Origin of the sequence: Pseudomonas palleroniana (genome assembly GCF_003031675.1) — a bacterium.
GTDB classification, from domain to species: Bacteria; Pseudomonadota; Gammaproteobacteria; order Pseudomonadales; family Pseudomonadaceae; genus Aquipseudomonas; species Aquipseudomonas palleroniana.
The window spans coordinates 63,519-90,491 of the sequence record NZ_PYWX01000030.1 but is presented as its reverse complement, the minus strand read 5'-3'; the positions used below and the strand labels follow the sequence as shown (position 1 = coordinate 90,491).

Sequence of the window (26,973 nt, the reverse complement as noted above, 5' to 3'; positions counted from 1 at the left end):
AAGCTGCCCAAACGAAAACGGCGCAACCGAGGTTACCGCCGTTGACGTTTGTCAGATAGGGGCTGTTTAGGTGATCACTTCAGTACAAGCGTGAACTCAATGTTGGATGGCGCTTTTTTGTCGATAACGTAGACGTTGGCGGCATCTTGGGTCTCATTGCTTTCGGTGATCGTGAGGGTACGTTTGGTGATGATTTCAACCTCCGGAATTTTATAGCGTTCAGTTTCCGGTTGGCTGATAGTGCTCTTGCCCACGAAATTGACCTTGGCTTGGCGGGTCACGGCGTCATATTCGATGATGATCTCGGTGTCTTTCCCACCCAGGTAAAAGCCGCTGTGCAGACCGGTGGCCTCGTCGTTCAAGTACTTTGTAGACGGCGCCAGTGAGCCTTGGTGAGCCACTTCGGAAATGCGCGCCCGCAACTTCGGGTTGGGAATCAGCGCTTCAAATTGGCGAAGTTTTTCCGCGGTATTTTCCAGGCCGTCCTGCGCTGTGCTCGTAAGCACCGTGCGGGTTTCAGTCAGGCCGTTCTTGACCACTACAGAGTAATTGAACCGCGCAAGGTCTTTGGTGAACTGTTCTGAATACTCGCTTGAACTGAAATCCGACGGGCCGGCAGCCTCGCTCGCATAGATTTGAAAGTCGTTCTCCGCCAAGTCCCAGGAAATACCGATTTTGGATTTTATGACGCCATTGTCTTCAACGTTACGAATGGAGTATTCGTAAGCCACGTTGTCGTCCATTTGCAGGTATTCATCGATCTGCTCGGCGCCTTCGAGCTTTCGGCCTTCCAGATCAACAAACGCGTCAGAGACTTTCGGCAGGGGCTTGGCCTCTTTTCCCGGTGGTGCAGAGGGTTTGTTCCACGGCCACTTGCCGCCTGGGCCAAGACCACGAGCCCATTCGCCGTCCGCCGTGGCGTGCACGGTCATTACCGGCTTGCCCGTCTCGCGGTTGATGATCTGCACATAATCATGACTCAGCTTGAAGTCGCCTCTGACCTCATACACTCGGCCGACGCCCGTTGTGTCGGTATACCGGATAAACCAGTGGTCCAAGCCTGAAACCTGATCTTTTACCTGGTAGATACCCTTGGCATTGCGCGTGGCGTTTTCGATGAGCTGCTCACCGTTCGCGGCCGCGTGTTCGCTGATGTTACCGGCTTGGCTGGGTTGCAGACGGTTGACCGGAACTCGCGGTTGCAGGCTTTCAACCACAGGGGCTTCGCCCGGGGCGGGAACGATCGGTTGATCTTCCGGCGGCAGGAACGGGTCCTCCACAGAACCGCTGGCCCCGACCGAAAACAACACATTCAGCAAGCCATCGAAGGCTTTGGACGCGCCGTCGTTACGCTCGGCCTCAGTGTCGCCGGAGAGGGCTTTTTCCGTTCCCAGCACGCCTTCGGCCAGGCCTGTGACGGCGGCAAGGGCGGCCACCGGTGCGGCGATGGGGGCGAGCCTGGCCAGTAAGCTGGCAGCCACCGTAATGTCGTTGAGCCAGGTATCGCGATTGACCTCACTGTTGGATTTGATCATCACATCAGCGTCGCCCGTCATGCGTTCTTTAGCGGCGGTGGTGAGTGTGGAAAACACATCCCCTTCAATCGGTGAATGACCATCGTTGATGGTCGGGCCCTTCAACGTGCCGGTCGCCATTTTCTCGAAGATTGTGTCCAGGCCTTCTTTCTTGTCGCCCACATGGGAGAACCAGAGTATGGGCATCAGCGTTGTCGCCGCCTTCTCGGCGAAACCTGCCGCATGGTCCTGGCGATAGATCAGCGGAAAGTGAGCGACCAAGGCCTCGCGTTTTTTGGGATCCCTGGTTTGCTCGGTCACCCATTGGTTCAGCTTTTCCAGAGAGTCGAATCTGAGGAAGGCGGGCTGCGCCCCTGGTATGTAGAGGACTTGTCGGCCGCCGTCGGCGCTGAAGCGCAGGATATCGCTGGACATGAACCCGTGAATGTTCAGCGCATGTGCCTGAACGCGGCCGTTGGCGGTAGCCTTCGCCTTGAGCTGTTCAACGCTGAGCGGTGCGTTTTCATCACTCGGCAGGTTGGGTACGGCCCCCATTACCAGGCGGTAATCCTCCCGGGTGAAACGGTGTTCGGGCGCCTGCAGCGCGCGTTCAGCCGGTGGCCAGGCTTGCGCAGCCTTCAACTGTTTGCGGGCCTGGTAGACGAACTCGCCTCTGATTGCCGTCTCGTAGTCCCCGGTGTGGGCGCTCCAGAAGTTGTCGATCTTTTGCGTCATCCCTGCCTGGAAGTCGGTCTTCCAACTGGCGTGCATGAGTGCGCAGGGAGCCAGGGGAAACTGGTTGTGCGCGCCATATCCACCCTTCGCACTTTGCCCCGGGCCCGCCAGGTACAAGCCGGCCTCCTGATCCAGGCTGCCTGGCACGCCATCGTGTTCGGAGAAGTTTTCAAGCAGCGCATCCGGCAGGCGCAACGATGAGTAAGGTTCTTCGCCTGGGTGCTCCCAGCCTGTGGCGGTGGCCGTCTCGGCGCTCAATGGGGTGTTTGCTGTCTTGAAGCGGTTCAGGTAGATCGTATCGGCATCCACCTGTTTGCCCGTCAATTGGAAGATCAGCGTTTCGGCCCACAGCTTGGCTTGCGCCCGTGTATTGGGCAGGTTGTTGGCGACATCCACGGCCAAACGCTTGAAAGCCAAAGCCTGGGGAGCGCTCGCGTAGTACTGCGCGGCATGCTGTTTATGCACGCCCAGCGCCTGCGCCGAGCGGCTGGCAGCCGGGCGCAGCGGGTCGTTGGGGGCGATCGGGTCGAAGGCTTTGTTGTGCTCGAGTCGCCTGATCTGTGCCCTGGCCTCGGTAACGTTTTTCGGCAGGTATTCGCCGTAGAAGTCGGCCACCAGCTTGACTTTCACTTGCAGGGTTTCACCGTCAAAGGTCGGTTGCAGGCTGCTGCCAGGGACGGGGGATACAACCTTTGCGGCCGCCAGCAGCGGGCCTGAAACCTGGCCCCAGCCACTGTTATCGCGGGGCAGAAAGGTTTTCCTGACGCCCTCGACTTCGGCGGACAGGGCTCCGGTTGCGGGGTTGATCGACACGCTCGCGGTGTCGATGTTCTGTTCGCGCATCCAGCCGCTTACGACAGGGTGTTCCAATTGATTGCGATAGTGTTTCAGCCATTGCCCCAGGGCGCTCTGAGGCGAAACGGTGACCAACCCGACTTTTTGCTTGAGGACCTTGCGTTGAACGGCGGCGAGGTAGGCCGCAAGCACTGCTGTTTCATCGGGGTGCACCGACGCTGGGGCTTGCGCTACTACAGGCTGAGCCGAGGCCTGCGCAGTGGGGGGCCTGGAAATTGGGGGGATAAGAGCAAGGTGGGGCGTGTTCAGGGAGACTGGCATGGGGTTCGATTCTCGTCAGTGAAATACAAGCCGGCAATGCGCTCCCTGCGAGCCTTGGCGGTATCTGTGTCGCGAGAACCGATGGTTTGATTCCATCGGGTGTACAGCTGGATATGACGAAACGGGTGTATCCCCTTGCCCAAAAAAAACGGCGCGAGCCTGAGGCCGCGCCGTTCTTGCTGTCGGAAAACGTTGGTTATTGAAGCACTTCGATGACCCCGTCCGCGCTTATGGTGACCTGGCTGGTGCCGGCTTCGACTTCCGGTGTCGGTGCCGAATCCATCATCGCTGCTTTCATCATAATCCCGCCATTGCGGGCGTAGGGTTGCGGGTAACCGTTGGTATTGAAGTTCAGGTTGACGATTTTGTAGCCCTTGCCACCCAGTGCATCGGTGGCCAGTTGCGCACGGGCCTTGAAGGCAGCCACGGCGTCTTTGAGCAGGGCATCTTCGCTGGCCTTGCGCGTGGCATCGGCGATGGCGAAGTCCATGTTTTCCATTTTCAATGTGTTGAGCAGTTCGCCGGTGAGCTTGGACAGCGCCGGGAAGTCCGCGCTTTCCAGGCGCAGTTCGGCGCGCTCGCGCCAGCCGGTGATCTTCTGGTTCTTGCTGTCGTAGATCGGGTAGCTGTTGCGGCTGCCCTGGCGCAGGGTCACGCCCTTGACTTCGCGGGCCTGGCCCAGGGCGGTGTTCAGGGTAGTGGTGATTTCGGCAGCGAGTTTGGCGGGGTCGCTGTTTTGCGATTCGGTGTAGAGGGTGACGATCATCTTGTCGCGGGCAACCTCCTGGCTGGCCTCGGCGCGCAGGGAAATCTGGTTGTAGTTCAGCCCTTCGGCGGCCACGGCCGGAAGGCTGGCCAGGGTGGCGACACCGAGGGTGATAACAGCTGCACTGCGAGTCAAACGTGACATGTAAATTCCTTGAGAGAGTCGTGTTGGGATACTCGTGTTCGGTATGACTGTAGACGGCGGCGTAGGGTTCTTCGGGTTTACACATTCGCTACAAGTTGGGGAATGGCGACGAACGGTCATTTGCCCGGCCTGCGTCAAAGAGCCACAGATGCCGTGCCGGGCGGTCCGCTTCGTTTATACTCCTGCCGATCCGCCTGCTGCGCTCATCGGGAGAGCTCATGCTCGCCGCCGTAAAACTGACTTCCGCCACCCGCCAGAACCTCTGGCGCCTGACGTTCATTCGTACCTTGGTGCTGGCCGCCCAGGCCGGCTCGGTCGGGCTTGCCTACTGGTTCGACCTGCTGCCGTTGCCGTGGCTGCAATTGGCCGTGACCCTCGGTTTCTCCACGGTGCTGTGTGCGTTCACCGCGATCCGGTTGCGCACCACGTGGCCTGTGACTGAGCTTGAATACGCCCTGCAACTGGCCTGTGACCTGTTTATCCACAGTGTGTTGCTGTATTTCTCCGGCGGGTCCACCAACCCGTTCGTGTCGTATTACCTGGTGCCGCTGACCATTGCCGCCGTGACGTTGCCGTGGCGTTACTCGGTGGTGCTGTCGGGCATTGCGCTGACGCTCTACACCTTGCTGCTGGCACAGTTCTATCCGTTGCAAACCTTCCCCATCGCCCGGGAAAACCTGCAGATCTACGGCATGTGGCTGAGCTTTGCATTGTCCGCCGCGGTCATCACCTTCTTTGCGGCACGCATGGCCGAGGAGCTGCGCCGCCAGGAAGAACTGCGCGCCATTCGTCGTGAAGAGGGGCTGCGTGACCAGCAATTGCTGGCGGTCGCCACTCAGGCGGCCGGTGCGGCTCATGAGCTGGGCACGCCGCTGGCGACGATGAGCGTGCTGCTCAACGAGATGACCCAGGATCACCACGACCCCGCACTGCAAGAAGATCTCGGTGTGCTGCGCGAACAGGTCAAACAGTGCAAGCTGACCTTGCAACAACTGGTGCGCGCTGCCGAAGCCAATCGTCGCATGGCGGTGCAAATGCAGGATGTGACCCAGTGGCTCGACGAGGCCCTGAACCGCTGGCACTTGATGCGCCCCGAAGCCAGTTACCGTTTTCATCTGCTGGGGCAGGGCAGCGTACCGCGCCTGGCGCCACCGCCGGACCTGACCCAGGCGCTGCTCAATCTGTTGAACAATGCGGCCGACGCCTGCCCCGAGGGCTTGGGCGTACAGTTGGATTGGGATGCGGAAAACGTGACCATCAGCATTCGTGACCACGGTGCGGGCGTGCCGCTGGCCATTGCCGAGCAGATCGGCAAACCCTTCTTTACCACCAAGGGCAAAGGTTTCGGCCTGGGCCTGTTTTTGAGCAAGGCCAGCGTGACCCGCGCGGGCGGCTCAGTGAAGCTCTATAGTCATGAGGAAGGTGGCACGCTTACCGAGCTGCGCCTGCCGCGTGTCGCACGAGGAGATATCGATGAGTGACGAGATCCAAGTCGAAGGCGAAGAACTGCCACACCTGTTGCTGGTAGATGACGACGCTACCTTTACCCGCGTCATGGCGCGGGCCATGAGCCGTCGCGGTTTTCGCGTGAGCACCGCCGGTTCCGCCGAGGAGGGCCTGACCATTGCCCAGGCCGACCTGCCGGACTACGCCGCGCTCGACCTGAAAATGGACGGCGATTCCGGCCTGGTGCTGCTGCCCAAGCTGTTGGAACTCGACCCGGAAATGCGCGTGGTGATCCTCACCGGTTATTCCAGCATCGCCACCGCCGTCGAGGCGATCAAGCGCGGCGCCTGCAACTACCTGTGCAAACCGGCGGACGCCGACGACGTGCTGGCGGCCTTGCTCTCCGAGCACGCCGACCTCGACACCCTGGTGCCGGAAAACCCAATGTCGGTGGACCGTTTGCAGTGGGAGCACATCCAACGTGTGCTGACTGAGCACGAAGGCAATATTTCCGCCACTGCCCGCGCCCTGGGCATGCATCGCCGGACCCTGCAGCGCAAATTGCAGAAACGCCCGGTACGGCGCTGAACAAAGTCTGAACAATCTTCTTCAGGCTGCACGGAGCCCTGAACCGATCGTCTAAGATCGGTTCAAACGCCTGTCATTTTTTCCTACCGAGCCTGAACAATGAACCAGAACGCTGAGTATTGCGCGGTCAACGACGCGGTGCGTGGGCATTTTTTTCGCCGAACCTGGGCGATGATCACGCCCTATTGGCGCAGTGAAGAGAAGGGCAAGGCCTGGCTGTTGCTGGCTGCAGTTATCGGCCTGTCGCTGTTCAGCGTGGCCATCTCCGTGTGGATCAACCACTGGTACAAGGATTTCTATAACGCTCTGGAGAAGAAGGACACGGCAGCCTTCTGGCAATTGATCGGCTATTTCGGCGGCATCGCCGCCGTGGCGATTCTTGGCGCGGTGTATCGGCTGTACCTGACTCAGATGCTGACGATCCGCTGGCGTGCCTGGCTGACCGAAAAACACTTCGCACGATGGCTCGCCGACAAGAACTACTACCAACTGGAGCAGGGCGGTTACACCGATAACCCGGACCAGCGGATTTCCGAAGACCTCAACAATTTCACCTCCAGCACCTTGAGCCTGGGCCTGGGCCTGCTGCGCAACGTGGTCAGCCTGGTGTCGTTCTCGATCATCCTGTGGGGCGTGTCGGGTAGTATCGAAGTGTTCGGCGTCACCATCCCCGGCTACATGTTCTGGTGTGCGCTGCTGTACGCCGCCGTCGGCAGCTGGTTGACGCATCTGATCGGCCGTCGCCTGATCGGCTTGAGCAACCAACAACAACGCTTCGAAGCGGACCTGCGTTTCTCCATGGTGCGCGTGCGTGAGAATGCCGAGAGCATCGCTTTGTACAACGGCGAGCCGAATGAAAACCAACGCTTGAGCGCGCGCTTCGGCAAAGTCTGGCATAACTTCTGGGACATCATGAAAGTGTCCAAGCGCCTGACCTTCTTCACCGCCGGTTACAGCCAGATCGCAATCATCTTCCCGTTCATTGTTGCCGCGCCGCGCTACTTCGCCGGCAAGATCGAGCTGGGCGAGCTGATGCAAATCAACTCGGCGTTCGGCAATGTGCAAGAGAACTTCAGTTGGTTTATCAGCGCGTATTCGGAACTGGCGTCGTGGCGCGCCACCAGCGACCGTCTGCTGAGCTTCCACCAGGCGATGAGTGATAACGAACAACGTACGCCCGCCATCGATGTACGCCCCGAAGGCGAACGCTTGGTGGTGAAAAACCTGGGCATGGACCTGGCCGATGGCCGTCACCTGCTCACTGATGCGGATATGACCGTGGAGCCCGGCCAGCGCGTCATGCTCAGCGGGCGTTCCGGCAGCGGCAAAAGTACGCTGTTGCGGGCCATGGGCCACCTGTGGCCGGCCGGCCACGGCAGCATTCTCCTGCCGGCCGCGCGTTACTTGTTCTTGCCGCAAAAGCCTTATTTGCCGATTGGCACGCTCAAGGCCGTACTGAGTTACCCACAGGACGACAGCGTCTACCCACCAGAACGTTATGCACAGGTGCTGCAAACCTGCCGCTTGCCGCATCTGGTCGACCGCCTTGATGAAGCCAACCACTGGCAGCGCATGCTTTCACCAGGCGAGCAGCAACGCCTGGCCTTTGCCCGCGCCTTGTTGTTCGCACCGCAATGGCTGTACATGGACGAGGCGACCTCGGCCATGGATGAAGAGGATGAAGCGACACTTTATCAAGCGCTGATCGATGAACTGCCGGGCCTGAGCATCGTCAGCGTCGGTCATCGCAGCAGCCTCAAGCGATTCCATGGGCGGCATGTGCGGATCGAGGGTGGGCAACTGCGGGAACAACAACCGGCTTAAGGTCGTACTCGGTCAGTGTGGGAGGGGGCTTGCCCCCGATGGCTGTGGGTCAGTCACAGCATCTGTAACTGATAGACCTCTATCGGGGGCAAGCCCCCTCCCACAGTGGATCTCTGGTGTGCTTGAGAGTGAGCACCCAATAAAAAGCCCGGCTGATCAGCGATCAGCCGGGCTTTTTGTGTGCTTGAAAAATGACTTATTTCTTCAAGCCGTAATGCTCATCCAGCATGCCGGGAGCGTTCGGCGATTTTGGCGCGTAGTCCCGTGGCGGCTCCTGGTTTTCCCGTGGCGGGGTCAGGCGCTCGCGTGGGGCTTGCGGCGCATCGGAATGCAGCGCGGCCAGCAGACGCTGACGGGTGATGTCGTCGAGGGCCAGGCGGTTGGCGCCATCGGCGAGGTGATCCTGTACTTCCTGGTAGCTCTGGGTGAGCTTCTTGACCAGGGTCGCGGTGCTGTTGAAGTGGGTAACAACCTCGTTCTGATAACTGTCAAAACGTTCCTGAATGTCATCCAACTGACGCTGCGTGCGGTTAGGCGCGGCATTCGGCAGCAGGCGAGCAACCAGGAATCCAATGGCGACACCGGCAACCAGGGCGAGAGTCGGCAACAACCAAACTAAGAGCGAGTGTTCCACGAGTCCTTCCTCTATAAACGGCTTTGCTTTACGTTAACGGCTCGGACCTGCGCTGTATACCGCGATTAAGCTCGCAATGATGCCATGCACAGACTTTTAGCTAGACGAGTCGACCCTTTGAGAGGTCACGGAGTTCATCCTTGCTCATGCGTGAAACCCCCGTTTTGATCGATGGCCCGGCGGGTCAATTGGAAGCCTTGTACCTGGATCACCCCGAGCCACGTGGCCTGGCGCTGATCTGTCATCCCAACCCGGTGCAGGGTGGGACCATGCTCAATAAAGTCGTGTCGACCCTGCAACGCACAGCCCGCGATGCCGGTTTGATTACTTTGCGTTTCAATTACCGGGGTGTCGGTGCCAGTGCGGGCACCCACGACATGAGCACCGGTGAAGTGGATGATGCCGAAGCGGCCGCTGCCTGGCTGCGGGAAAAGCACCCGGACTTGCCGATCACACTGCTCGGTTTTTCCTTCGGCGGCTATGTGGCCGCGAGCCTCGGTGGGCGCCTGGAAGCCAAGGGCGAAAAGCTGGCGCACTTGTTCATGGTGGCGGCTGCGGTGATGCGCCTGCGCGATACCGACCTGCTGCCGCTGGGCTGTCCGCTGACCCTGATCCAGCCGGAAACCGACGAAGTGGTCGACCCGCAGGTCGTCTATGACTGGTCCGCTGCCCTCAAACGCCCCCATGAGCTGCTGAAAGTGGCAGAATGCGGACACTTTTTTCATGGCAAGCTGACCGATCTCAAGGATCTGGTGCTGCCGCGCCTCTCGAATTGATAGCAGTCTGATAAGCGATTACCCATGACGACTCGTACCCGTATCCTCACCGGCATCACCACCACCGGCACGCCGCACCTGGGCAACTACGCCGGCGCGATCCGTCCGGCGATCCTCGCCAGCCAGGACGCCAATGCCGATTCCTTCTACTTCCTGGCCGACTACCACGCCCTGATCAAATGCGATGACCCGCAACGCATCCAGCGCTCGCGTATGGAAATCGCCGCGACCTGGCTGGCCGGCGGCCTGGATGTGGACCGGGTAACGTTCTACCGCCAGTCCGATATCCCTGAAATCCCCGAGCTGACCTGGCTGCTCACCTGCGTCGCCGCCAAGGGCCTGCTCAACCGTGCCCACGCCTACAAGGCCTCGGTGGACAAGAACGTGGAAGCCGGCGAAGACCCGGATGCGGGCATCAGCATGGGCCTGTATAGCTACCCGGTACTGATGGCGGCGGACATCCTGATGTTCAACGCGCACAAGGTGCCGGTCGGCCGCGACCAGATCCAGCACGTTGAAATGGCCCGCGATATCGGCCAGCGCTTCAACCACCTGTTCGGCAACGGCAAAGAGTTCTTCACCATGCCCGAGGCGCTGATCGAAGAGAGCGTCGCCACCTTGCCGGGCCTGGATGGCCGCAAGATGTCCAAGAGCTACGACAACACCATCCCGTTGTTCACCAGCGCCAAGGACATGAAGGATGCGATCTCGCGCATCGTCACCGATTCCCGTGCCCCCGGCGAAGCCAAAGACCCGGACAACTCGCATCTGTTCACCCTGTACCAGGCGTTTGCTACGCCGGCCCAGGAGCAGGAGTTCCGTGCCGAACTGTTGCAGGGCCTGGGTTGGGGCGAGGCGAAGAACCGTCTGTTCCAACTGCTGGATGGCCAGCTGGGCGAAGCCCGTGAGCGTTACCATCAATTGATGTCGCGCCCGTCCGACATGGAAGACCTGCTGCTGATCGGCGCCAAGAAAGCCCGTGCCGTGGCGGCGCCATTCCTGGCTGAGTTGCGTGAAGCGGTGGGCCTGCGTTCGTTCGTAAATCAAGCGGCAGCGCCGGTGGCGGCCAAGAAGAAAGCTGCGAAAGCCGCGCGCTTCGTGAGTTTCCGTGAAGATGATGGTAGCTTCCGCTTCCGCCTGCTGGCCGCCGATGGCGAGCAACTGCTGCTGTCGCGCAACTTTGCCGACGGTAAAGCCGCTGGCGCGGTGACCAAGCAACTGCAAAGTGCCGACGCCCTGGACGTGCGCACCGAAGCCCTGGGTTTCAGCGTCTGGCTGGACGGCGTGGCGGTGGCCGACAGCGCCGAGTTCGCCGACGAACAGTCGCGCGATGCGGCCATCGCGGCCTTGCGCGTCGCGCTGACCCCCCTCGAGGATTAACCCGACCAAGGGTTGATTGCCATTATCCGGGGCCGTCGCTACAGTGACGGCCCGTTTTTGTTGCCTTGCTAACGAAATTATGACGCCCCTAGAACGATATCAAGCTGATCTGAAGCGCCCTGAATTCTTCCATGACGCAGCCCAGGAAACCGCGGTGCGTCATTTGCAGCGCCTGTACGACGACCTGCTCGCGGCCTCGCAAAGCAAGCCAGGGATGCTCAGCAAGCTGTTTGGCAAAAAAGACCGCACGCCGGTCAAGGGCCTGTACTTCTGGGGCGGCGTCGGCCGGGGCAAGACCTACCTGGTCGACACCTTCTTCGAAGCGCTGCCGTTCAAGGAAAAGGTCCGTACCCACTTCCACCGCTTCATGAAGCGCGTGCACGAAGAGATGAAGACCCTGCCGGGCGAGAAGAACCCGCTGACCATCATCGCCAAGCGCTTCTCCGAAGAAGCGCGGGTGATCTGTTTCGATGAGTTCTTCGTCTCCGACATCACCGACGCCATGATCCTCGGCACCCTGATGGAAGAGTTGTTCAAGAACGGCGTGACCCTGGTCGCCACTTCGAACATCGTGCCCGACGGCCTGTACAAGGACGGCCTGCAACGTGCGCGCTTCCTGCCGGCCATCGCGCTGATCAAGCAGAACACCGAGATCGTCAACGTTGACAGTGGCGTCGACTACCGCCTGCGTCACCTTGAGCAAGCTGAGCTGTACCACTTCCCGCTGAACGAAGCGGCCCACGAGAGCCTGAAAAAGAGCTTCCGTGCGCTGACGCCGGAATGCACCCAGGCGGTGGAAAACGACAAGCTGATGATCGAGAACCGCGAAATCATCGCGCTGCGCACCTGCGATGACGTGGCCTGGTTCGACTTCCGCGCACTCTGCGATGGCCCGCGCAGCCAGAACGACTACATCGAGCTGGGCAAGATTTTCCATGCGGTGATCTTGAGTGGCGTGGAGCAGATGAGCGTCACCACCGACGACATCGCGCGGCGCTTTATCAACATGGTCGACGAGTTCTACGACCGTAACGTCAAGCTGATCATCTCGGCTGAGGTCGAGCTCAAGGACCTGTATACCGGTGGCCGCTTGAACTTCGAATTCCAGCGTACCTTGAGCCGCCTACTCGAAATGCAGTCCCACGAATTCCTGTCGCGCGGACACAAACCTTAAGAACGCTATACACACAAACTGTGGGAGGGGGCTTGCTCCCGATAGCGGTGTATCAGTCAACCTGTACAGTGACTGGCACCCAGCTATCGGGAGCAAGCCCCCTCCCACATTTGCCTTGTGCGTATCCCTGATTCAGGCCGCTTGCTGGAACTGCTGGCGATATTGGTTCGGCGACAGCTCCGTGTGCTGCCTGAACAACCGCGCAAAGAAACTCGCATCGTCGTAACCCACCTCGTAACTGATGGTCTTGATGCTCTTGCGGCTGCCCGAGAGCAGGCCTTTGGCCGTCTCGATTCGCAGGCGTTGCAGGTAATGCAGCGGCTTGTCACCGGTGGCGGTCTGGAAGCGGCGCATGAAGTTGCGAATGCTCATGCCGTGCTCCCTTGCGACGTCTTCAAAGCGGAACTTGTCGGCGAAGTGCTCTTCGAGCCAATGCTGGATCTGCAGGATGATCACGTCCTGATGCAGCTTCTGCCCACCAAAACCGATGCGCCCCGGCGCGTAGCTGCGCTGCACTTCGTAGAGGATATCGCGGGCCACGGCCTGGGCGATGTTGGCGCCGCAGAAGCGTTCGATCAGGTAGATGTAAAGGTCGCACGCCGAGGTGGTGCCACCGGCGCAATACAGGTTGTCGGCGTCGGTGAGGTGTTTGTCCTGATTGAGTTGGACCTTGGGGAAGCGCTCGCTGAAAGCGTTGAAGAAACGCCAGTAGGTGGTCGCCTCCTTGCCATCGAGCAGGCCGGCCTCAGCGAGCCAGAACACCCCTGTGGCTTCGCCGCAGAGTACGGCGCCGCGGGCATGTTGCTCGCGTAGCCAAGGCAGCACTTGCGGATAGCGAGTGCACAGGGCGTCGAAATCATCCCAGAAAGCCGGCAGCACAATGATGTCGGCGTTTTCCAGGCCGCCATCCACCGGCATGATCACGTCGCTGAAGCTGCGCACCGGTTGCCCATCAGGGCTGACCAGGCGCGTTTCGAACGCTGGGGTCAGGCCCAGGCCCTGCTGTTTGCCATAGCGCAGGCTGGCAAGGTGGAAGAAATCCTTGGCTTGCATGAGGGTCGAAGCAAATACCCGATCAATGGCCAAAATGCTGACGCGCCGCAAGGGCGTGGAGATTTGGTTAGACATAATTTCATTTATTCTTATAGGGGAAAGTGGTCACCAGACGGCTGGATCGTCTTATTTTTTGTCGCATGTGTCCAGTGTCCCGTGACGCCATCGGGGCATAGTCTCTGGGGTCTCGTCCTTGTCCGACAATTCTTGCAGGTGACCCATGATTCCCAGAACCTTGTTCAGTCCCGAGCACGAACTCTTTCGCGAGAGCGTGCGCACCTTCCTCGAAAAAGAGGCGGCGCCATTCCACAGTCAATGGGAGAAGCAGGGCTATATCGACCGCAGCTTGTGGCGCAAGGCAGGGGAGGCGGGGATGCTGTGTTCCCATCTGCCGGAGACGTATGGCGGGCTGGGCGCGGACTTTCTCTACAGTGCGGTGGTGATCGAGGAGATCAGTCGCCTGGGGTTGACTGGCATCGGTTTCTCTCTGCATTCGGACATCGTCGCGCCCTACATCCTGCATTACGGCAGCGAGGCGCTGAAGCACAAATACCTGCCCCAATTGATCTCGGGCGAGATGGTCACGGCCATTGCGATGACCGAGCCGGGTGCCGGTTCCGACCTGCAGGGGGTCAAGACCACAGCGGTTCTGGACGGCGATGAGTACGTGATCAATGGCTCCAAGACCTTTATCACCAACGGCTTCCTGGCCGAGCTGGTGATCGTCGTAGCCAAGACCGACCCCAAGGCCGGCGCCAAGGGCACCAGCCTGTTTCTGGTGGAGGCCGATACGCCTGGCTTTGACAAGGGCAAGCGTTTGGAGAAGGTGGGCATGAAGGCCCAGGATACGTCGGAGCTGTTTTTCCAGGACGTGCGCGTGCCCAGGGAAAACCTGCTGGGCCAGGCGGGCATGGGGTTCGCTTACTTGATGCAGGAGCTGCCCCAGGAGCGATTGACCGTGGCGATTGGCGCCCTGGCGTCCGCCGAGGCTGCGTTGGAATGGACGTTGGAGTACACCCGTGAGCGCAAGGCCTTCGGCAAGGCCATTGCGGATTTTCAGAACACCCGCTTCAAACTGGCAGAGATGGCGACCGAGATTCAGATCGGTCGTGTATTCGTCGACAAGTGCATGGCGTTGCATCTGGAGGGCAAGCTTGATGTGCCTACGGCGGCGATGGCCAAGTACTGGGCGACCGACCTGCAATGCAAGGTGCTCGACGAATGCGTGCAGCTACATGGCGGTTACGGTTTCATGTGGGAATACCCGATTGCACGGGCCTGGGCGGATGCGCGGGTGCAGCGGATCTATGCGGGGACCAACGAGATCATGAAGGAAATCATTGCGCGGGCGCTTTGAGGGGGGGGCGTCGTTGAGGGCCCCATCGGGAGCAAGCCCCCTCCCACATTTGAATGTATTCACAGATCAAAATGGGGGAGGGGGCTTGCTCCCGATAGCAGTCTAAAGGTCAATCAAGGCGCAGGATTCGGATGATCCTTCTGAATCGCCTCTATCCCTTCCAACACCTCTTTGGACAGCTTCAGGTCAGCACTGGCGATGTTGCTGTCCAGTTGCTCCAGCGACGTAGCCCCGATGATGTTGCTGGTCACGAACGGCTGCTGTGTCACGAACGCCAGCGCCATCTGCGCCGGGTCCAGGCCATGCTCGCGCGCCAGGGCCACATAACGGCTGCACGCCGCCTCCGACTGCGGGTTGAAGTAGCGGCTGAAACGGCTGTACTCGGTCAGGCGTGCCTTTGCCGGGCGTGCCCCGCCTTCGTACTTGCCGCTGAGCATGCCGAAGGCCAGGGGCGAGTAGGCCAGCAGGCCGCACTGTTCGCGAATGGCGACTTCGGCCAAGCCCACTTCGAAGCTGCGGTTGAGCAGGTTGTAGGGGTTCTGGATCGACACCGCACGGCTCCAGCCGCGCGCTTCGGCCAGGGCCAGGAACTTCATGGTGCCCCACGGGGTTTCGTTGGACAGGCCGATGTGGCGGATCTTGCCGGCCTTCACCTGTTCGTCCAGTGCCTCGAGGGTTTCCTCAAGGGGGGTGAGGTCGTCTTCGTCCTTGTGCTTGTAGCTCAGTTGGCCGAAGAAATTGGTGCTGCGTTCCGGCCAGTGCAACTGGTAGAGGTCGATCCAGTCGGTCTGCAGGCGCTTGAGGCTGGCATCCAGCGCCAGGGCGATGTGCTTGCGGTTGTGGCGCAGGTGGCCGTCGCGGATGTAGTCGATGGTGTTGCCGGGGCCGGCGATCTTGCTGGCCAGGATCCAGTCAGCCCGGTCGCCGCGACTCTTGAAGTAGTTGCCGATGTAACGCTCGGTGGTGGCGTAGGTGTCGGCCTTGGGTGGCACCGGGTACATCTCGGCCGTATCGAGGAAGTTGATCCCCGCGGCCTTGGCTCGTTCGATCTGCGCAAAGGCCTCTGCCTCGCTGTTCTGCTCGCCCCAGGTCATGGTGCCCAAGGCTATCGCGCTCACGTTCAGATCCGTACGGCCCAGCTGTCGATAATCCATCGGGTACTCCTTCAGGGAAAACAATCATAAAAGCAGGTTGAATTTTTTTTCGCAATCTGCATAATTGCCCACCTCTTTCTGCAGTGGAAGTGATGCGCCGCCTGCCGAAGAATCTTGCCGTTGAACGGACGCGCCGACCCGAGCCCCCGATAGCGTCTGTATCCGGCTGCCTTTGACCTTGTCAAAGTACGCACTATTCAGTAAGATCCGCCGTCTAATTTACAGGCGGCCCCTGAGGCTATTAAAGAATGACAACTTTTACTGCAAAACCGGAAACAGTTCAGCGCGACTGGTTTGTCGTCGACGCCGCTGGTCAGACCCTGGGTCGTCTGGCCACTGAAGTCGCCAGCCGTCTGCGTGGCAAGCACAAGCCTGAGTACACCCCGCACGTTGATACCGGTGACTACATCGTGATCATCAACGCTGAGCAGGTTCGTGTAACCGGCAACAAAGCAAGCGACAAAATGTACTACCGTCACTCCGGTTTCCCAGGCGGTATCAAGTCTTCCAACTTCGAAGGCCTGATTTCCAAGAAGCCTGAAGCCCCGATCGAAATCGCGGTCAAAGGCATGCTGCCGAAGGGCCCACTGGGTCGCGATATGTTTCGCAAGCTGAAAGTCTATGCGGGCGCAGCTCACCCTCATGCTGCTCAGCAGCCCCAAGAACTGAAGTTTTAACGGAATAGTTCATTATGTCGGCGACTCAAAATTACGGCACTGGCCGTCGCAAAACCGCAACCGCACGCGTTTTCCTGCGTCCGGGCACTGGTAACATCTCGATCAACAACCGCTCCCTGGACAACTTCTTCGGCCGCGAAACTGCCCGCATGGTAGTTCGTCAGCCGCTGGAACTGACCGAGACCGTTGAAAAGTTCGACATCTACGTCACCGTTATCGGTGGCGGTGTAAGTGGTCAAGCTGGCGCAATCCGCCACGGCATCACTCGCGCTCTGATGAGCTACGACGAAACCCTGCGTAGCGCTCTGCGCAAAGCTGGCTTCGTTACTCGCGATGCCCGTGAAGTTGAACGTAAGAAAGTCGGTCTGCGTAAAGCGCGTAAGCGTCCGCAGTACTCGAAGCGTTAATTCGCTTTACGTTCCACAAAAGCGCCCAGTCTCCTCACGGAGCTGGGCGTTTTTTATTGCCTGCGATTTATGCAGAAATTTTACCGTGACAACTTGCCACATCCGTAGACCCCCTATACTACAAGGCTTGGAGAGGGAGCCCCGGGCAATTCCCTTGTCATACGTGGGGCTTTTCATTACCATCCGTCAAAATTTTTATAAGTAAAGATTCAACACTTAGTAGACGCCTGATTTAACAGGCCAAAAAGCTGATGGGAGAGGACTGAATGAGCAATGACGGCGTGAATGCAGGCCGGCGTCGCTTCTTGGTAGCAGCCACATCCGTGGTGGGTGCTGCAGGAGCGGTGGGGGCTGCGGTCCCGTTCGTGGGGTCATGGTTTCCCAGTGCCAAGGCGAAAGCCGCAGGTGCACCGGTGAAGGTGAATGTCAGCAAGATCGACCCAGGCCAGCAAATGATTGCTGAGTGGCGCGGTCAGCCAGTATTCATCGTTCGTCGTACCGAGGAAATCCTGGGGAATCTGAAGAAAATCGAAGGTCAACTGTCTGACCCCGACTCGAAGAATTCCGACCAACCCGCTTACGTCGATAAGGAAATCCGTTCGATCAAGCCAGAAATCCTGCTGCTGATCGGTATCTGCACCCACCTGGGCTGCTCGCCTACTTTCCGTCCTGAAGTTGCTCCCGCCGACCTTGGCAAAGACTGGGTAGGTGGCTACTTCTGCCCTTGCCACGGCTCTCACTACGACCTGGCCGGTCGCGTCTACAAGGCACAACCCGCACCCTTGAACCTGCCGGTTCCGCCCCATCACTACGAGACTGACAGTGTCATTGTCATTGGTGTCGACCAAGGGGAGAAAGCCTGATGAGCAAGTTCATGGATTGGGTGGATGCACGCTTCCCCGCGACTAAAATGTGGGAAGACCATCTCAGCAAATATTACGCACCAAAAAACTTCAACTTCTTCTACTTCTTCGGTTCCCTGGCGCTGCTGGTGCTGGTCAACCAGATCGTCACCGGCGTCTGGCTGACGATGAGCTACACCCCGTCGGCGGAAGAGGCGTTCGCCTCCGTCGAGTACATCATGCGCGACGTCGAGTACGGCTCGATCCTGCGCCTGCTGCACTCCACCGGCGCATCGGCGTTCTTCATCGTTGTCTACCTGCATATGTTCCGTGGCCTGCTCTACGGTTCGTACCAGAAACCCCGCGAACTGGTCTGGGTCTTCGGCATGCTGATCTATCTGGCGCTGATGGCCGAAGCCTTCATGGGTTACTTGCTGCCTTGGGGCCAGATGTCGTACTGGGGAGCCCAGGTGATCATCTCGTTGTTCGGCGCGATCCCGGTGATCGGTAACGACCTGACCCAGTGGATTCGTGGTGACTACCTGATCTCCGGCATCACCCTGAACCGCTTCTTTGCTCTGCACGTCGTAGCCCTGCCGATTGTGATTCTCGGCCTGGTAGTACTGCACATCCTGGCGCTGCACGAAGTGGGCTCCAACAACCCCGATGGCGTGGATATCAAGAAGCACAAAGACGAAAATGGCGTACCGCTGGACGGCATTCCATTCCATCCGTACTACACGGTAAAAGATATTGTCGGTGTGGTCGTCTTCCTGTTTATCTTCTGCTCGATCGTGTTCTTTTTCCCGGAGATGGGCGGTTATTTCCTGGAGAAACCCAACTTCGAACAGGCCAACGCCTTCAAGACGCCTGAGCATATTGCCCCGGTCTGGTACTTCACGCCGTTCTACGCCATCTTGCGGGCGATCCCCGACAAACTGATGGGTGTCATGGCGATGGGGGCTTCGATCGCCCTGCTATTCGTGCTGCCCTGGCTGGACCGAAGCCCGGTCAAGTCCATGCGCTACAAAGGCTGGCTGAGCAAAATCTGGCTGTGGATATTCTGCATCGCGTTCGTGATTCTGGGCGTACTCGGCGTATTGGCGCCAACCCCCGAGCGTACGCTGCTGTCGCAGATCTGCACCTTCCTGTACTTCGCCTACTTCATTCTGATGCCGTTCTACACCCGGCTCGAGAAGACCAAACCGGTTCCGGAAAGGGTGACTGGCTGATGAAAAAGTTATTCGTTGCTTTGATGCTTGCGGCGCTGCCGCTCCTGTCCTTCGCGGCCGAACATGGTCCTGAGCTGGAAAAAGTCGATATCGACGTGTCCGATAAGGCTGCCATGCAAGACGGCGCACGCACGTTCGCCAACTACTGCATGGGTTGCCACAGCGCCAAGTTCCAGCGGTACGAGCGCGTCGCCGACGACCTGGGCATTCCTCACGAAGTGATGCTCGACAAGCTGGTATTCACTGGCGCCAAGATTGGCGACCATATGAACATCGGCATGCAGCCGGCGGACGCCAAGGCCTGGTTCGGTGCGGCACCGCCCGATCTGACCCTGGTGGCCCGCGTGCGTGGGACTGACTGGCTGTATGGCTACCTGAGATCTTTCTACGAAGATCCGGCGCGCCCTTGGGGGGTGAACAACAAGGTGTTCCCGAACGTCGGCATGCCTAACGTTCTGGTAAGCCTGCAGGGCCGGCAAGTGGTAGGATGCAAGCAGGTTCAGGTCGTTGAAGACGGCAAGAAGCAATATGATCCGTTGACCGGTACGCCGTTGACCCACGAAGCGTGCGATCAACTGACCATCGTGCCCAAGACCGGTACGCTGAATGAAGAGCAGTTCGACGAGAAGGTCAAGAACCTGGTGACCTTCCTGGCCTACTCGGCCAACCCGGTCAAACTGCAGCACCAGCGTATTGGTACCTATGTATTGCTGTACCTGGCTTTCTTCTTTGTATTCGCTTATCTGCTCAAGCGCGAATACTGGAAGGATGTGCATTGATCCAACCGTAAGCAATTGCTGTTAATCTTGCGCGCCCAGCGGCATCTCTGAACATGTAGCAGTCTGGTTGAACCGGACGTTACGGAGATGCTCACTGGGCGCGCTCGTTTTTGAGCTTTCGATAATTTCAACAAGCGAGGAGGACCGCCATGGGCGTGACCAATCGGTTGGCCTGTTACTCCGACCCCGCCGACCACTATTCCCACCGAGTACGTATCGTGCTCGCCGAGAAGGGTGTCAGCGCAGAGATCATCAGTGTGGAGGCGGGCCGTCAGCCGCCGAAGCTGATCGAAGTGAACCCCTACGGCAGCTTGCCCACTCTGGTCGATCGTGACTTGGCGTTGTGGGAGTCGACTGTGGTGATGGAATACCTGGATGAGCGTTACCCGCATCCCCCTTTGCTGCCGGTGTACCCGGTGGCGCGTGCCAACAGCCGCCTGCTGATCCATCGGATCCAGCGTGACTGGTGCGGGTTGGTGGATCTGATTCTGGATTCGCGTACCAAAGAAGCCGCTCGGGTGCAGGCGCGTAAGGAATTGCGCGAGAGCCTGACCGGTGTTTCTCCGTTGTTCGCCGATAAACCTTTTTTCCTCAGTGAGGAACAAAGCTTGGTGGATTGCTGCCTATTACCGATACTCTGGCGCTTGCCGATTCTCGGTATCGAACTGCCGCGGCCGGCCAAGCCGTTGCTTGATTACATGGAGCGCCAGTTTGCGCGTGAGGCTTTCCAGGCGAGTCTGTCTGGTGCCGAACGCGATATGCGCTAAGGCTTAAGGAGCCGCTGATGAACTCCAGTCGACCCTACCTGGTCCGCGCGCTCTATGAGTGGATTGTGGACAACGATTGCACCCCGCACATGCTGGTCAATTCCGAGTTTCCTGCGGTTCAGGTACCGCAGGGTTTTGCCAGTGACGGGCAGATCGTCCTGAACGTATCACCCAGCGCCGTGCGCCACCTGCACATGGACAACGAGGCAGTCAGCTTCGAAGGGCGTTTCGGCGGCGTGCCACATACGCTGTACGTGCCTATTGGTGCCATCCTCGGGATTTACGCCCGGGAAAATGGCCAGGGCATGGTGTTTGATCTGGAGTCGTCTCTCGCAGATGACGAATCGATCGAAGGCGAAGATGGCGATGATGTGCCACCACCGGATACCGAGCCACCGCGCCCTAGCGGCCGGCCGAGTCTGAAAGTGGTGAAGTAATGGGTTGACCCTTGAGGTCTGCCTGGAAAATGCCTCGACCTGGTTCGGGGCATTTTTTTTGCGCGGATGATAAAGATGAAAGTCGCGACAGGACGGTGATCGTACAACCGCCATGGGCTATGATGCGTGCTCAAGTTCGCCGAAAAAGATGATTCATCATGGATAACGCCCACGCCGCCCCTCGTCTTCCCCGCAAGCGCCGCAGCCTTGCCCAGGAACTGGTCACGGTGTTGTCCGAGCAGATTCGCGACGGCCAGCTCAAGCGCGGTGATAAATTGCCCACCGAGTCGGCGATCATGGATGCCCACGGGGTCAGTCGCACGGTCGTGCGCGAAGCGATCTCGCGATTGCAGGCCGCAGGGCAGGTGGAAACCCGTCACGGCATCGGCACTTTCGTATTGGACACGCCAAGCCCCAGCGGCTTTCGGATTGACCCGGCCACGGTCGTGACCTTGCGTGATGTGCTGGCGATCCTGGAGCTGCGCATCAGCCTGGAGGTGGAGTCTGCCGGCCTGGCGGCGCTACGTCGCAGTGATGAGCAGTTGGCAGCCATGCGCGCCGCCCTCGACGCCTTGAATGAGAGCGCGGCTCATGCCGGTGATGCGGTGGCGTCCGACTTTGCATTCCACCTGGAAATTGCGCTGTCTACCGGCAACCGTTACTTCACCGACATCATGACCCACCTGGGCACCAGCATCATTCCGCGCACACGGTTGAATTCGGCGCGCCTGGCCCATGATGACCAGCAGCACTATATGAGCCGCTTGAGTCGTGAGCACGAAGAAATCTATGAAGCGATTGCGCGGCAGGATTCGGATGCGGCGCGGGCGGCCATGCGGCTGCATCTGACCAACAGCCGGGAACGGCTGCGCCATGCCCATGAAGAGGCGCAGGCGCAGCGCGGTTAAGGGTCAGGCGGGTTGGTTGGGCTTATAGTCCTTGAGCAACAGGTAGGTGCTCCACCCCCACCAATCATTCGTCCAGTGCTTGTCGTTCAGGTCATTCACGTCCTTTCGGCGCAGCACCTTGTCTCCCTCCATCTTGAACAGCGGCGAGAAGTTATTCGCCGGGTTCTGCGCGGCATTCAGGTCCGGCACATACAGCGGTGCCTTGAAGTTGGCCGGAGAGGGCGCGACCCCGCTGATAAAAGTGTCGAAGATCTCATCCGCTGAAGCCTGTACCGCACGTTTGACCTGTACGCGATTGGCCGCGTCAATCGCATCGAAGTAGCGTTTGTCCCCATAGGCGTGCCACTGATCACCCATGGCATTGCGTACGTTGAGTCCGAATTTGCTGTCTTCGTCGTGCATGAAACGACTGATCAGCGAACCCAGATCGCCCGGCGTCACCACGGCCGCCAATTGTTTGCGCGGTACACGCAAATGGCCGGCGGAGAACAGGTCGGTCAAAAAGTGATCGGCGAAACTGTTCATGGCATACGCCAGCTCCAATGCCTGGTCGGTACCGGTCTGATGGGCGACGACGGCTTGTTGAAGTGCCGCCGTGTGCCCCGCCAGATAGGCCGAAAGCGCCCATTCGCCGAAGTGATCGGCATTGTCCGCCGCCAGTTTCAGGTAGCGTCCCAGCGGGATCAGCGCCGAAACCGCACTGCCGCCGCCGGTGATTCGGTTCCATTCTTCAGACAACGTATCACCCAGAGCGTCATAGGCTTCATGGGGTTGCTTGCCGTCCTTGATGGCCTGGTTGACCGCGTTGATCTCCTTTTGCATCACCGCGAGAATTTTTTTGGCTTCTTCCCGTGAGGCCGGCAGCACGGCCAGCGAGTTAAACGCTGCCGTGAAGCGTTGCACACGGTCGGCAGGGGACGCGCCATCGCTGATGGGTTGGCCGGGGATGCCATAGAAGTCGCCGCCCAGGGCGATCACTTGGCCATACGTCAGTGCGAGGCCGTTGGGCAGGTGCAACTCGACCTGGTGGGCGGGAATCGCCGGAGCGCCTTTGACGAAGCGCAACAGGGTGTCATCGCCGATGGCGGTGTGTTCACCCCCTTCGAAGCGCAATGTCGGCGGGCTTTTTTCGGGTGCTGCGAATTCAAGATCTGACATGTTAGCTCCTTGCTATGTCGTAGGAATCTTCCTTGATAACTGTATGTATATACAGTTAATTTGAAGATAGAGGAAAATTTTCCTACGTCAAGAAGGCTCGTCCAGACACCCCGCGCACTGCAGCCTGATGAATTGCGGTTGACGAATTTATTTATAGTTGTACGATGACGTACGACATCACGAAAACCAACAATACCTTTCACATGAAGTCTTTGCCCAGGGTGTTCGAATAATGAATCCACAAGAACTGAAGTCCATCCTTTCCCACGGTCTGCTGTCTTTTCCGGTGACCGATTTCAACGCCCAGGGTGACTTCCACCAGGCGGGCTACATCAAGCGCCTCGAATGGCTGGCCCCCTACGGTGCGACGGCGTTGTTCGCCGCCGGCGGTACCGGTGAGTTTTTCTCCCTGGCCGCCAGCGAATATTCCCAAGTGGTGAAAACCGCTGTTGATACCTGCGCCAGCAGCGTGCCAATCCTCGCCGGTGTGGGCGGTTCGACCCGCCAGGCGATCGAGTACGCCCAGGAAGCCGAACGCCTCGGCGCCAAAGGCTTGTTGCTACTGCCGCACTACCTCACCGAAGCCAGCCAGGACGGGGTTGCCGCCCACGTTGAGGCGGTGTGTAAATCGGTCAAGATCGGCGTAGTGGTCTACAACCGCAACGTCTGCCGCCTGACTGCGCCATTGCTGGAGCGCCTGGCGGAACGTTGCCCGAACCTGATCGGCTACAAGGACGGCTTGGGTGACATCGAGTTGATGGTGTCGATCCGCCGTCGTCTGGGTGACCGATTCAGCTACCTCGGCGGCCTGCCGACTGCAGAGGTTTACGCCGCTGCCTACAAGGCCCTGGGCGTTCCGGTGTACTCCTCGGCGGTGTTCAACTTCATCCCGAAAACCGCGATGGACTTCTATCACGCGATTGCCAAGGACGATCACGCCACGGTCGCCAAAATCATCGACAATTTCTTCCTGCCTTACCTCGATATCCGTAACCGCAAGGCGGGTTATGCCGTGAGCATCGTCAAGGCCGGCGCCAAGATCGCCGGCTATGACGCAGGCCCGGTCCGTACCCCGTTGACCGACTTGCTGCCGGAAGAATACGAAGCCCTGGCGGCGCTGATCGACCAGCAAGGTCCGCAGTAACTTATCAACAAGGCCGCTGAGCAATCAGCGGCCTTTTGCGTCAGGAGAAGATTTGTGTCCCAAGCCAAGCGTTTTGAAAACTACATCAACGGCGAGTGGGTGGCCGGTACCGACTACTGCGTCAATCTCAACCCGTCGGAGTTGTCCGATGTCATCGGCGAATACGCCAAGGCTGACGTCGCCCAGGTCAACGCCGCTATCGATGCCGCCCGCGCCGCGTTCCCAGCCTGGTCGACGTCCGGTATCCAGACGCGTCACGATGCGCTGGATAAAGTCGGCAGCGAAATCCTCGCCCGCCGTGAAGAGCTGGGCACCCTGCTGGCCCGGGAAGAGGGCAAGACCCTGCCCGAAGCCATTGGCGAAGTGACGCGTGCAGGTAACATTTTCAAGTTTTTCGCCGGTGAATGCCTGCGTCTGTCCGGCGATTATGTGCCGTCGGTGCGCCCTGGCGTCCACGTTGAAGTGACCCGCGAAGCGCTGGGTGTGGTCGGCTTGATCACGCCGTGGAACTTCCCGATTGCCATCCCCGCCTGGAAAATCGCCCCGGCCCTGGCCTACGGTAACTGCGTGGTGATCAAGCCCGCCGAGCTGGTGCCGGGCTGTGCCTGGGCCCTGGCGGAAATCATTTCTCGCGCCGGTTTCCCGGCCGGTGTGTTCAACCTGGTGATGGGCAGCGGTCGTGTGGTCGGCGATGTGTTGGTCAACAGCCCGAAAGTCGATGGCATCAGCTTCACCGGCTCGGTGGGCGTGGGTCGTCAGATCGCCGTGAGCTGTGTGTCGCGCCAGGCCAAAGTGCAGTTGGAAATGGGCGGCAAGAACCCGCAGATCATCCTCGATGATGCCGACCTCAAGCAGGCTGTCGAGCTGTCGGTACAAAGTGCGTTCTACTCCACCGGCCAGCGTTGCACCGCATCCAGTCGCTTGATTGTCACGGCCGGCATCCACGACCGGTTCGTCGCGGCCATGGCCGAGCGCATGCGCTCTATCACTGTCGGTCACGCGCTGAAAAGCGGCACCGATATTGGTCCGGTCGTGTCCCAGGCCCAGTTGGACCAGGATCTGAAATACATCGACATCGGCCAAAGCGAAGGCGCTCGGCTGGTCAGTGGCGGCGGCCTGGTGACCTGTGACACCGAAGGCTACTACCTGGCGCCGACGTTGTTTGCCGACAGCGAAGCCGCCATGCGCATCAGTCGTGAGGAGATCTTCGGTCCGGTGGCCAACGTGGTCCGCGTGGCGGACTACGAGGCGGCGTTGGCGATGGCCAATGACACCGAATTCGGTTTGTCGGCCGGTATTGCCACCACGTCGCTGAAATACGCCAACCACTTCAAGCGCCACTCCCAGGCCGGGATGGTCATGGTCAACCTGCCGACCGCGGGTGTGGATTACCACGTGCCGTTCGGTGGCCGTAAGGGCTCGTCCTATGGTTCGCGTGAGCAAGGTCGTTATGCACAAGAGTTCTACACCGTGGTGAAAACCAGCTACATCGGGTCGTAGGACGCGCCCGTCGTAGGAGCCGGTTGCCTGCCGGCTCCTACCTTCAACACAGAAATGATTACCCGCAAAAAAAATAATTAGTGGGAGTACTTCTTCATGCAAGCGACCAAGCCGACCCACGTCCGCTATTTGATCCTGCTCATGCTGTTTCTGGTGACGACGATCAACTATGCCGACCGGGCCACTATCGCCATCGCAGGCTCCAGCCTGCAAAAAGACCTCGGTATCGACGCGGTCACCCTCGGTTACATCTTCTCCGCATTCGGTTGGGCCTACGTGGCTGGGCAAATTCCCGGTGGCTGGCTGCTGGACCGGTTCGGCTCGAAAAAAATCTATGCCTTGAGCATCTTCACCTGGTCTTTGTTCACCGTGCTGCAAGGCTATGTCGGTGAGTTCGGGGTTTCCACCGCAGTGGTCGCGTTGTTCATGCTGCGCTTTCTGGTGGGCCTGGCTGAGGCACCGTCGTTTCCCGGAAATGCCCGTATTGTCGCAGCGTGGTTTCCTACGGCGGAGCGCGGTACGGCGTCGGCGATCTTCAACTCGGCGCAGTACTTCGCCACGGTGCTGTTTGCGCCGCTGATGGGCTGGATCGTCTTCACCTTCGGCTGGCAGCACGTGTTTATCGTGATGGGCGTGATCGGCATTCTGTTTTCGCTGATCTGGCTCAAAGTGATCCACAGCCCGCGCCAGCACCCGATGATCAACGAAGCCGAGTTCAATCACATCGCGACCAATGGTGCGATGGTCGATATGGATCAGGATAAAGGCAAAGGCAAGAAAACCGACGGCCCGAAGTGGAATTACATCCGCCAGTTACTGACCAATCGCATGATGCTCGGCGTGTACCTGGGCCAATATTGCATAAACGGCATCACGTACTTCTTCCTCACCTGGTTCCCGGTGTACCTGGTGCAGGACCGTGGCATGACCATCCTCAAGGCCGGCTTCATTGCGTCGTTGCCGGCGATCTGCGGGTTTATCGGCGGCGTGCTCGGTGGGGTGATTTCCGATTACCTGCTGCGCAGGGGCCATTCGCTGACCTTCGCGCGCAAGGCGCCGATCATTGGCGGGCTGTTGATTTCCAGCAGTATCGTGGCCTGCAACTACGTGGATATCGAATGGATGGTGGTCGGCTTCATGGCCCTCGCGTTCTTCGGCAAGGGCGTTGGCGCACTGGGGTGGGCGGTGGTGTCCGACACCTCGCCGAAACAGATCGCCGGCCTCAGTGGCGGCTTGTTCAATACCTTCGGTAACCTCGCGTCGATCACCACGCCGATCGTCATCGGTTACATCATCAGCACCACCGGCTCGTTCAAGTGGGCCCTGGTGTTTGTCGGCGCCAACGCGCTGGTGGCGGTGTTCAGCTACCTGGTCATCGTTGGCCCGATCAAGCGTGTAGTACTCAAAGAGCCTCCAAGCAAGGGGCCTGAGCTGACCCATCTGTCCGAAGCGCATTCCTGA

The 26,973-nt window shown here is 59.4% G+C and carries 24 protein-coding genes; 18 read left to right on the top strand and 6 right to left on the bottom strand.

The window, feature by feature from the left end:
* Window positions 1-74 precede the first annotated feature (74 nt).
* Together C9383_RS10555 and C9383_RS10550 are read right to left on the bottom strand one after the other, a co-directional pair.
* Entirely contained in the window at window positions 75-3,236 is a 3,162-nt protein-coding gene (locus C9383_RS10555) for a dermonecrotic toxin domain-containing protein (RefSeq protein ID WP_107338865.1), read from the bottom strand.
* Between the two features lie 325 nt (window positions 3,237-3,561).
* The gene (locus C9383_RS10550; protein ID WP_090366787.1) at window positions 3,562-4,275 is read right to left on the bottom strand and encodes an SIMPL domain-containing protein; all 714 of its coding nucleotides are present in this window, start codon (window positions 4,273-4,275) and stop codon (window positions 3,562-3,564) included.
* A 218-nt stretch (window positions 4,276-4,493) separates the two neighbouring features.
* Here C9383_RS10550 and C9383_RS10545 point away from each other — a divergent pair, with 218 nt between their 5' ends.
* The 3 genes from C9383_RS10545 to C9383_RS10535 all read left to right on the top strand — a co-directional run bounded on the left by C9383_RS10545 (window position 4,494) and on the right by C9383_RS10535 (window position 8,133).
* Window positions 4,494-5,756 (top strand): ATP-binding protein, encoded by a 1,263-nt coding sequence (locus C9383_RS10545; protein ID WP_090366785.1) that lies wholly within the window; start codon window positions 4,494-4,496, stop codon window positions 5,754-5,756.
* Complete coding sequence (locus C9383_RS10540) at window positions 5,749-6,309, top strand: response regulator transcription factor (RefSeq protein ID WP_003171731.1); 561 nt, start codon at window positions 5,749-5,751, stop codon at window positions 6,307-6,309. The genes C9383_RS10545 and C9383_RS10540 overlap by 8 nt, the downstream gene beginning before the upstream one ends.
* A 99-nt stretch (window positions 6,310-6,408) precedes the next feature.
* A complete protein-coding gene (locus C9383_RS10535) occupies window positions 6,409-8,133 on the top strand; it encodes an ABC transporter ATP-binding protein/permease (RefSeq protein WP_090366783.1) in 1,725 nt (574 codons plus the stop codon).
* Window positions 8,134-8,329: 196 nt separating this feature from the next.
* Here C9383_RS10535 and C9383_RS10530 read toward each other — a convergent pair whose 3' ends face one another.
* Window positions 8,330-8,767, bottom strand: coding sequence for a Z-ring associated ZapG family protein (locus C9383_RS10530; protein WP_060754907.1), 438 nt, complete (start codon window positions 8,765-8,767; stop codon window positions 8,330-8,332).
* A 146-nt stretch (window positions 8,768-8,913) separates the two neighbouring features.
* On the opposite strand from C9383_RS10530, the gene C9383_RS10525 reads away from it, so the two are divergent.
* From C9383_RS10525 to zapE, 3 genes are all read left to right on the top strand, one after another.
* Entirely contained in the window at window positions 8,914-9,543 is a 630-nt protein-coding gene (locus C9383_RS10525) for an alpha/beta hydrolase (protein WP_060754908.1), read from the top strand.
* Between the two features lie 24 nt (window positions 9,544-9,567).
* The gene (locus C9383_RS10520; protein WP_090366781.1) at window positions 9,568-10,923 is read left to right on the top strand and encodes a tryptophan--tRNA ligase; all 1,356 of its coding nucleotides are present in this window, start codon (window positions 9,568-9,570) and stop codon (window positions 10,921-10,923) included.
* A gap of 79 nt (window positions 10,924-11,002) precedes the next feature.
* Entirely contained in the window at window positions 11,003-12,097 is a 1,095-nt protein-coding gene (gene zapE, locus C9383_RS10515) for a cell division protein ZapE (RefSeq protein ID WP_060754910.1), read from the top strand.
* Window positions 12,098-12,229: 132 nt separating this feature from the next.
* Here zapE and C9383_RS10510 read toward each other — a convergent pair whose 3' ends face one another.
* Complete coding sequence (locus C9383_RS10510; protein WP_174554048.1) at window positions 12,230-13,150, bottom strand: GlxA family transcriptional regulator; 921 nt, start codon at window positions 13,148-13,150, stop codon at window positions 12,230-12,232.
* 220 nt (window positions 13,151-13,370) lie between these two features.
* Between C9383_RS10510 and C9383_RS10505 the strand changes: the two genes are divergently transcribed.
* Window positions 13,371-14,507 carry an acyl-CoA dehydrogenase family protein gene (locus C9383_RS10505; protein WP_060754912.1) on the top strand — a complete coding sequence of 379 codons (1,137 nt, stop codon included), beginning with the start codon at window positions 13,371-13,373 and terminating at the stop codon, window positions 14,505-14,507.
* A 113-nt stretch (window positions 14,508-14,620) separates the two neighbouring features.
* Here the strand turns inward: C9383_RS10505 and C9383_RS10500 are convergent, their stop codons facing one another.
* Window positions 14,621-15,661: an NADP(H)-dependent aldo-keto reductase gene (locus C9383_RS10500; protein ID WP_090366779.1), complete on the bottom strand. Its 1,041-nt coding sequence runs from the start codon at window positions 15,659-15,661 to the stop codon at window positions 14,621-14,623.
* Between the two features lie 248 nt (window positions 15,662-15,909).
* On the opposite strand from C9383_RS10500, the gene rplM reads away from it, so the two are divergent.
* From rplM to C9383_RS10460, 8 genes are all read left to right on the top strand, one after another.
* Complete coding sequence (gene rplM, locus C9383_RS10495) at window positions 15,910-16,338, top strand: 50S ribosomal protein L13 (protein WP_060754914.1); 429 nt, start codon at window positions 15,910-15,912, stop codon at window positions 16,336-16,338.
* Window positions 16,339-16,352: 14 nt separating this feature from the next.
* The gene (rpsI, locus tag C9383_RS10490) at window positions 16,353-16,745 is read left to right on the top strand and encodes a 30S ribosomal protein S9 (RefSeq protein ID WP_016971570.1); all 393 of its coding nucleotides are present in this window, start codon (window positions 16,353-16,355) and stop codon (window positions 16,743-16,745) included.
* Between the two features lie 266 nt (window positions 16,746-17,011).
* Window positions 17,012-17,608: a ubiquinol-cytochrome c reductase iron-sulfur subunit gene (petA, locus tag C9383_RS10485; RefSeq protein ID WP_060754915.1), complete on the top strand. Its 597-nt coding sequence runs from the start codon at window positions 17,012-17,014 to the stop codon at window positions 17,606-17,608.
* On the top strand, window positions 17,608-18,819 hold the full coding sequence (locus C9383_RS10480) for a cytochrome b (protein WP_060754916.1): 1,212 nt from the start codon (window positions 17,608-17,610) through the stop codon (window positions 18,817-18,819). Before petA ends, C9383_RS10480 begins: the two co-directional genes overlap by 1 nt.
* On the top strand, window positions 18,819-19,598 hold the full coding sequence (locus tag C9383_RS10475; protein WP_060754917.1) for a cytochrome c1: 780 nt from the start codon (window positions 18,819-18,821) through the stop codon (window positions 19,596-19,598). The genes C9383_RS10480 and C9383_RS10475 overlap by 1 nt, the downstream gene beginning before the upstream one ends.
* A gap of 149 nt (window positions 19,599-19,747) precedes the next feature.
* Entirely contained in the window at window positions 19,748-20,365 is a 618-nt protein-coding gene (locus tag C9383_RS10470) for a glutathione S-transferase N-terminal domain-containing protein (RefSeq protein WP_060754918.1), read from the top strand.
* A 17-nt stretch (window positions 20,366-20,382) separates the two neighbouring features.
* Window positions 20,383-20,802 (top strand): ClpXP protease specificity-enhancing factor, encoded by a 420-nt coding sequence (locus C9383_RS10465; protein WP_060754919.1) that lies wholly within the window; start codon window positions 20,383-20,385, stop codon window positions 20,800-20,802.
* A 158-nt stretch (window positions 20,803-20,960) separates the two neighbouring features.
* The gene (locus C9383_RS10460) at window positions 20,961-21,710 is read left to right on the top strand and encodes a FadR/GntR family transcriptional regulator (RefSeq protein ID WP_090366777.1); all 750 of its coding nucleotides are present in this window, start codon (window positions 20,961-20,963) and stop codon (window positions 21,708-21,710) included.
* Between the two features lie 3 nt (window positions 21,711-21,713).
* Here C9383_RS10460 and C9383_RS10455 read toward each other — a convergent pair whose 3' ends face one another.
* The gene (locus C9383_RS10455) at window positions 21,714-22,868 is read right to left on the bottom strand and encodes a hypothetical protein (protein WP_060754921.1); all 1,155 of its coding nucleotides are present in this window, start codon (window positions 22,866-22,868) and stop codon (window positions 21,714-21,716) included.
* A 232-nt stretch (window positions 22,869-23,100) separates the two neighbouring features.
* On the opposite strand from C9383_RS10455, the gene kdgD reads away from it, so the two are divergent.
* The 3 genes from kdgD to C9383_RS10440 all read left to right on the top strand — a co-directional run bounded on the left by kdgD (window position 23,101) and on the right by C9383_RS10440 (window position 26,973).
* A complete protein-coding gene (gene kdgD / locus C9383_RS10450) occupies window positions 23,101-24,012 on the top strand; it encodes a 5-dehydro-4-deoxyglucarate dehydratase (protein ID WP_060754922.1) in 912 nt (303 codons plus the stop codon).
* 54 nt (window positions 24,013-24,066) lie between these two features.
* Entirely contained in the window at window positions 24,067-25,512 is a 1,446-nt protein-coding gene (locus tag C9383_RS10445) for an aldehyde dehydrogenase family protein (RefSeq protein ID WP_090366775.1), read from the top strand.
* 96 nt (window positions 25,513-25,608) lie between these two features.
* Window positions 25,609-26,973: an MFS transporter gene (locus C9383_RS10440; RefSeq protein WP_090366773.1), complete on the top strand. Its 1,365-nt coding sequence runs from the start codon at window positions 25,609-25,611 to the stop codon at window positions 26,971-26,973.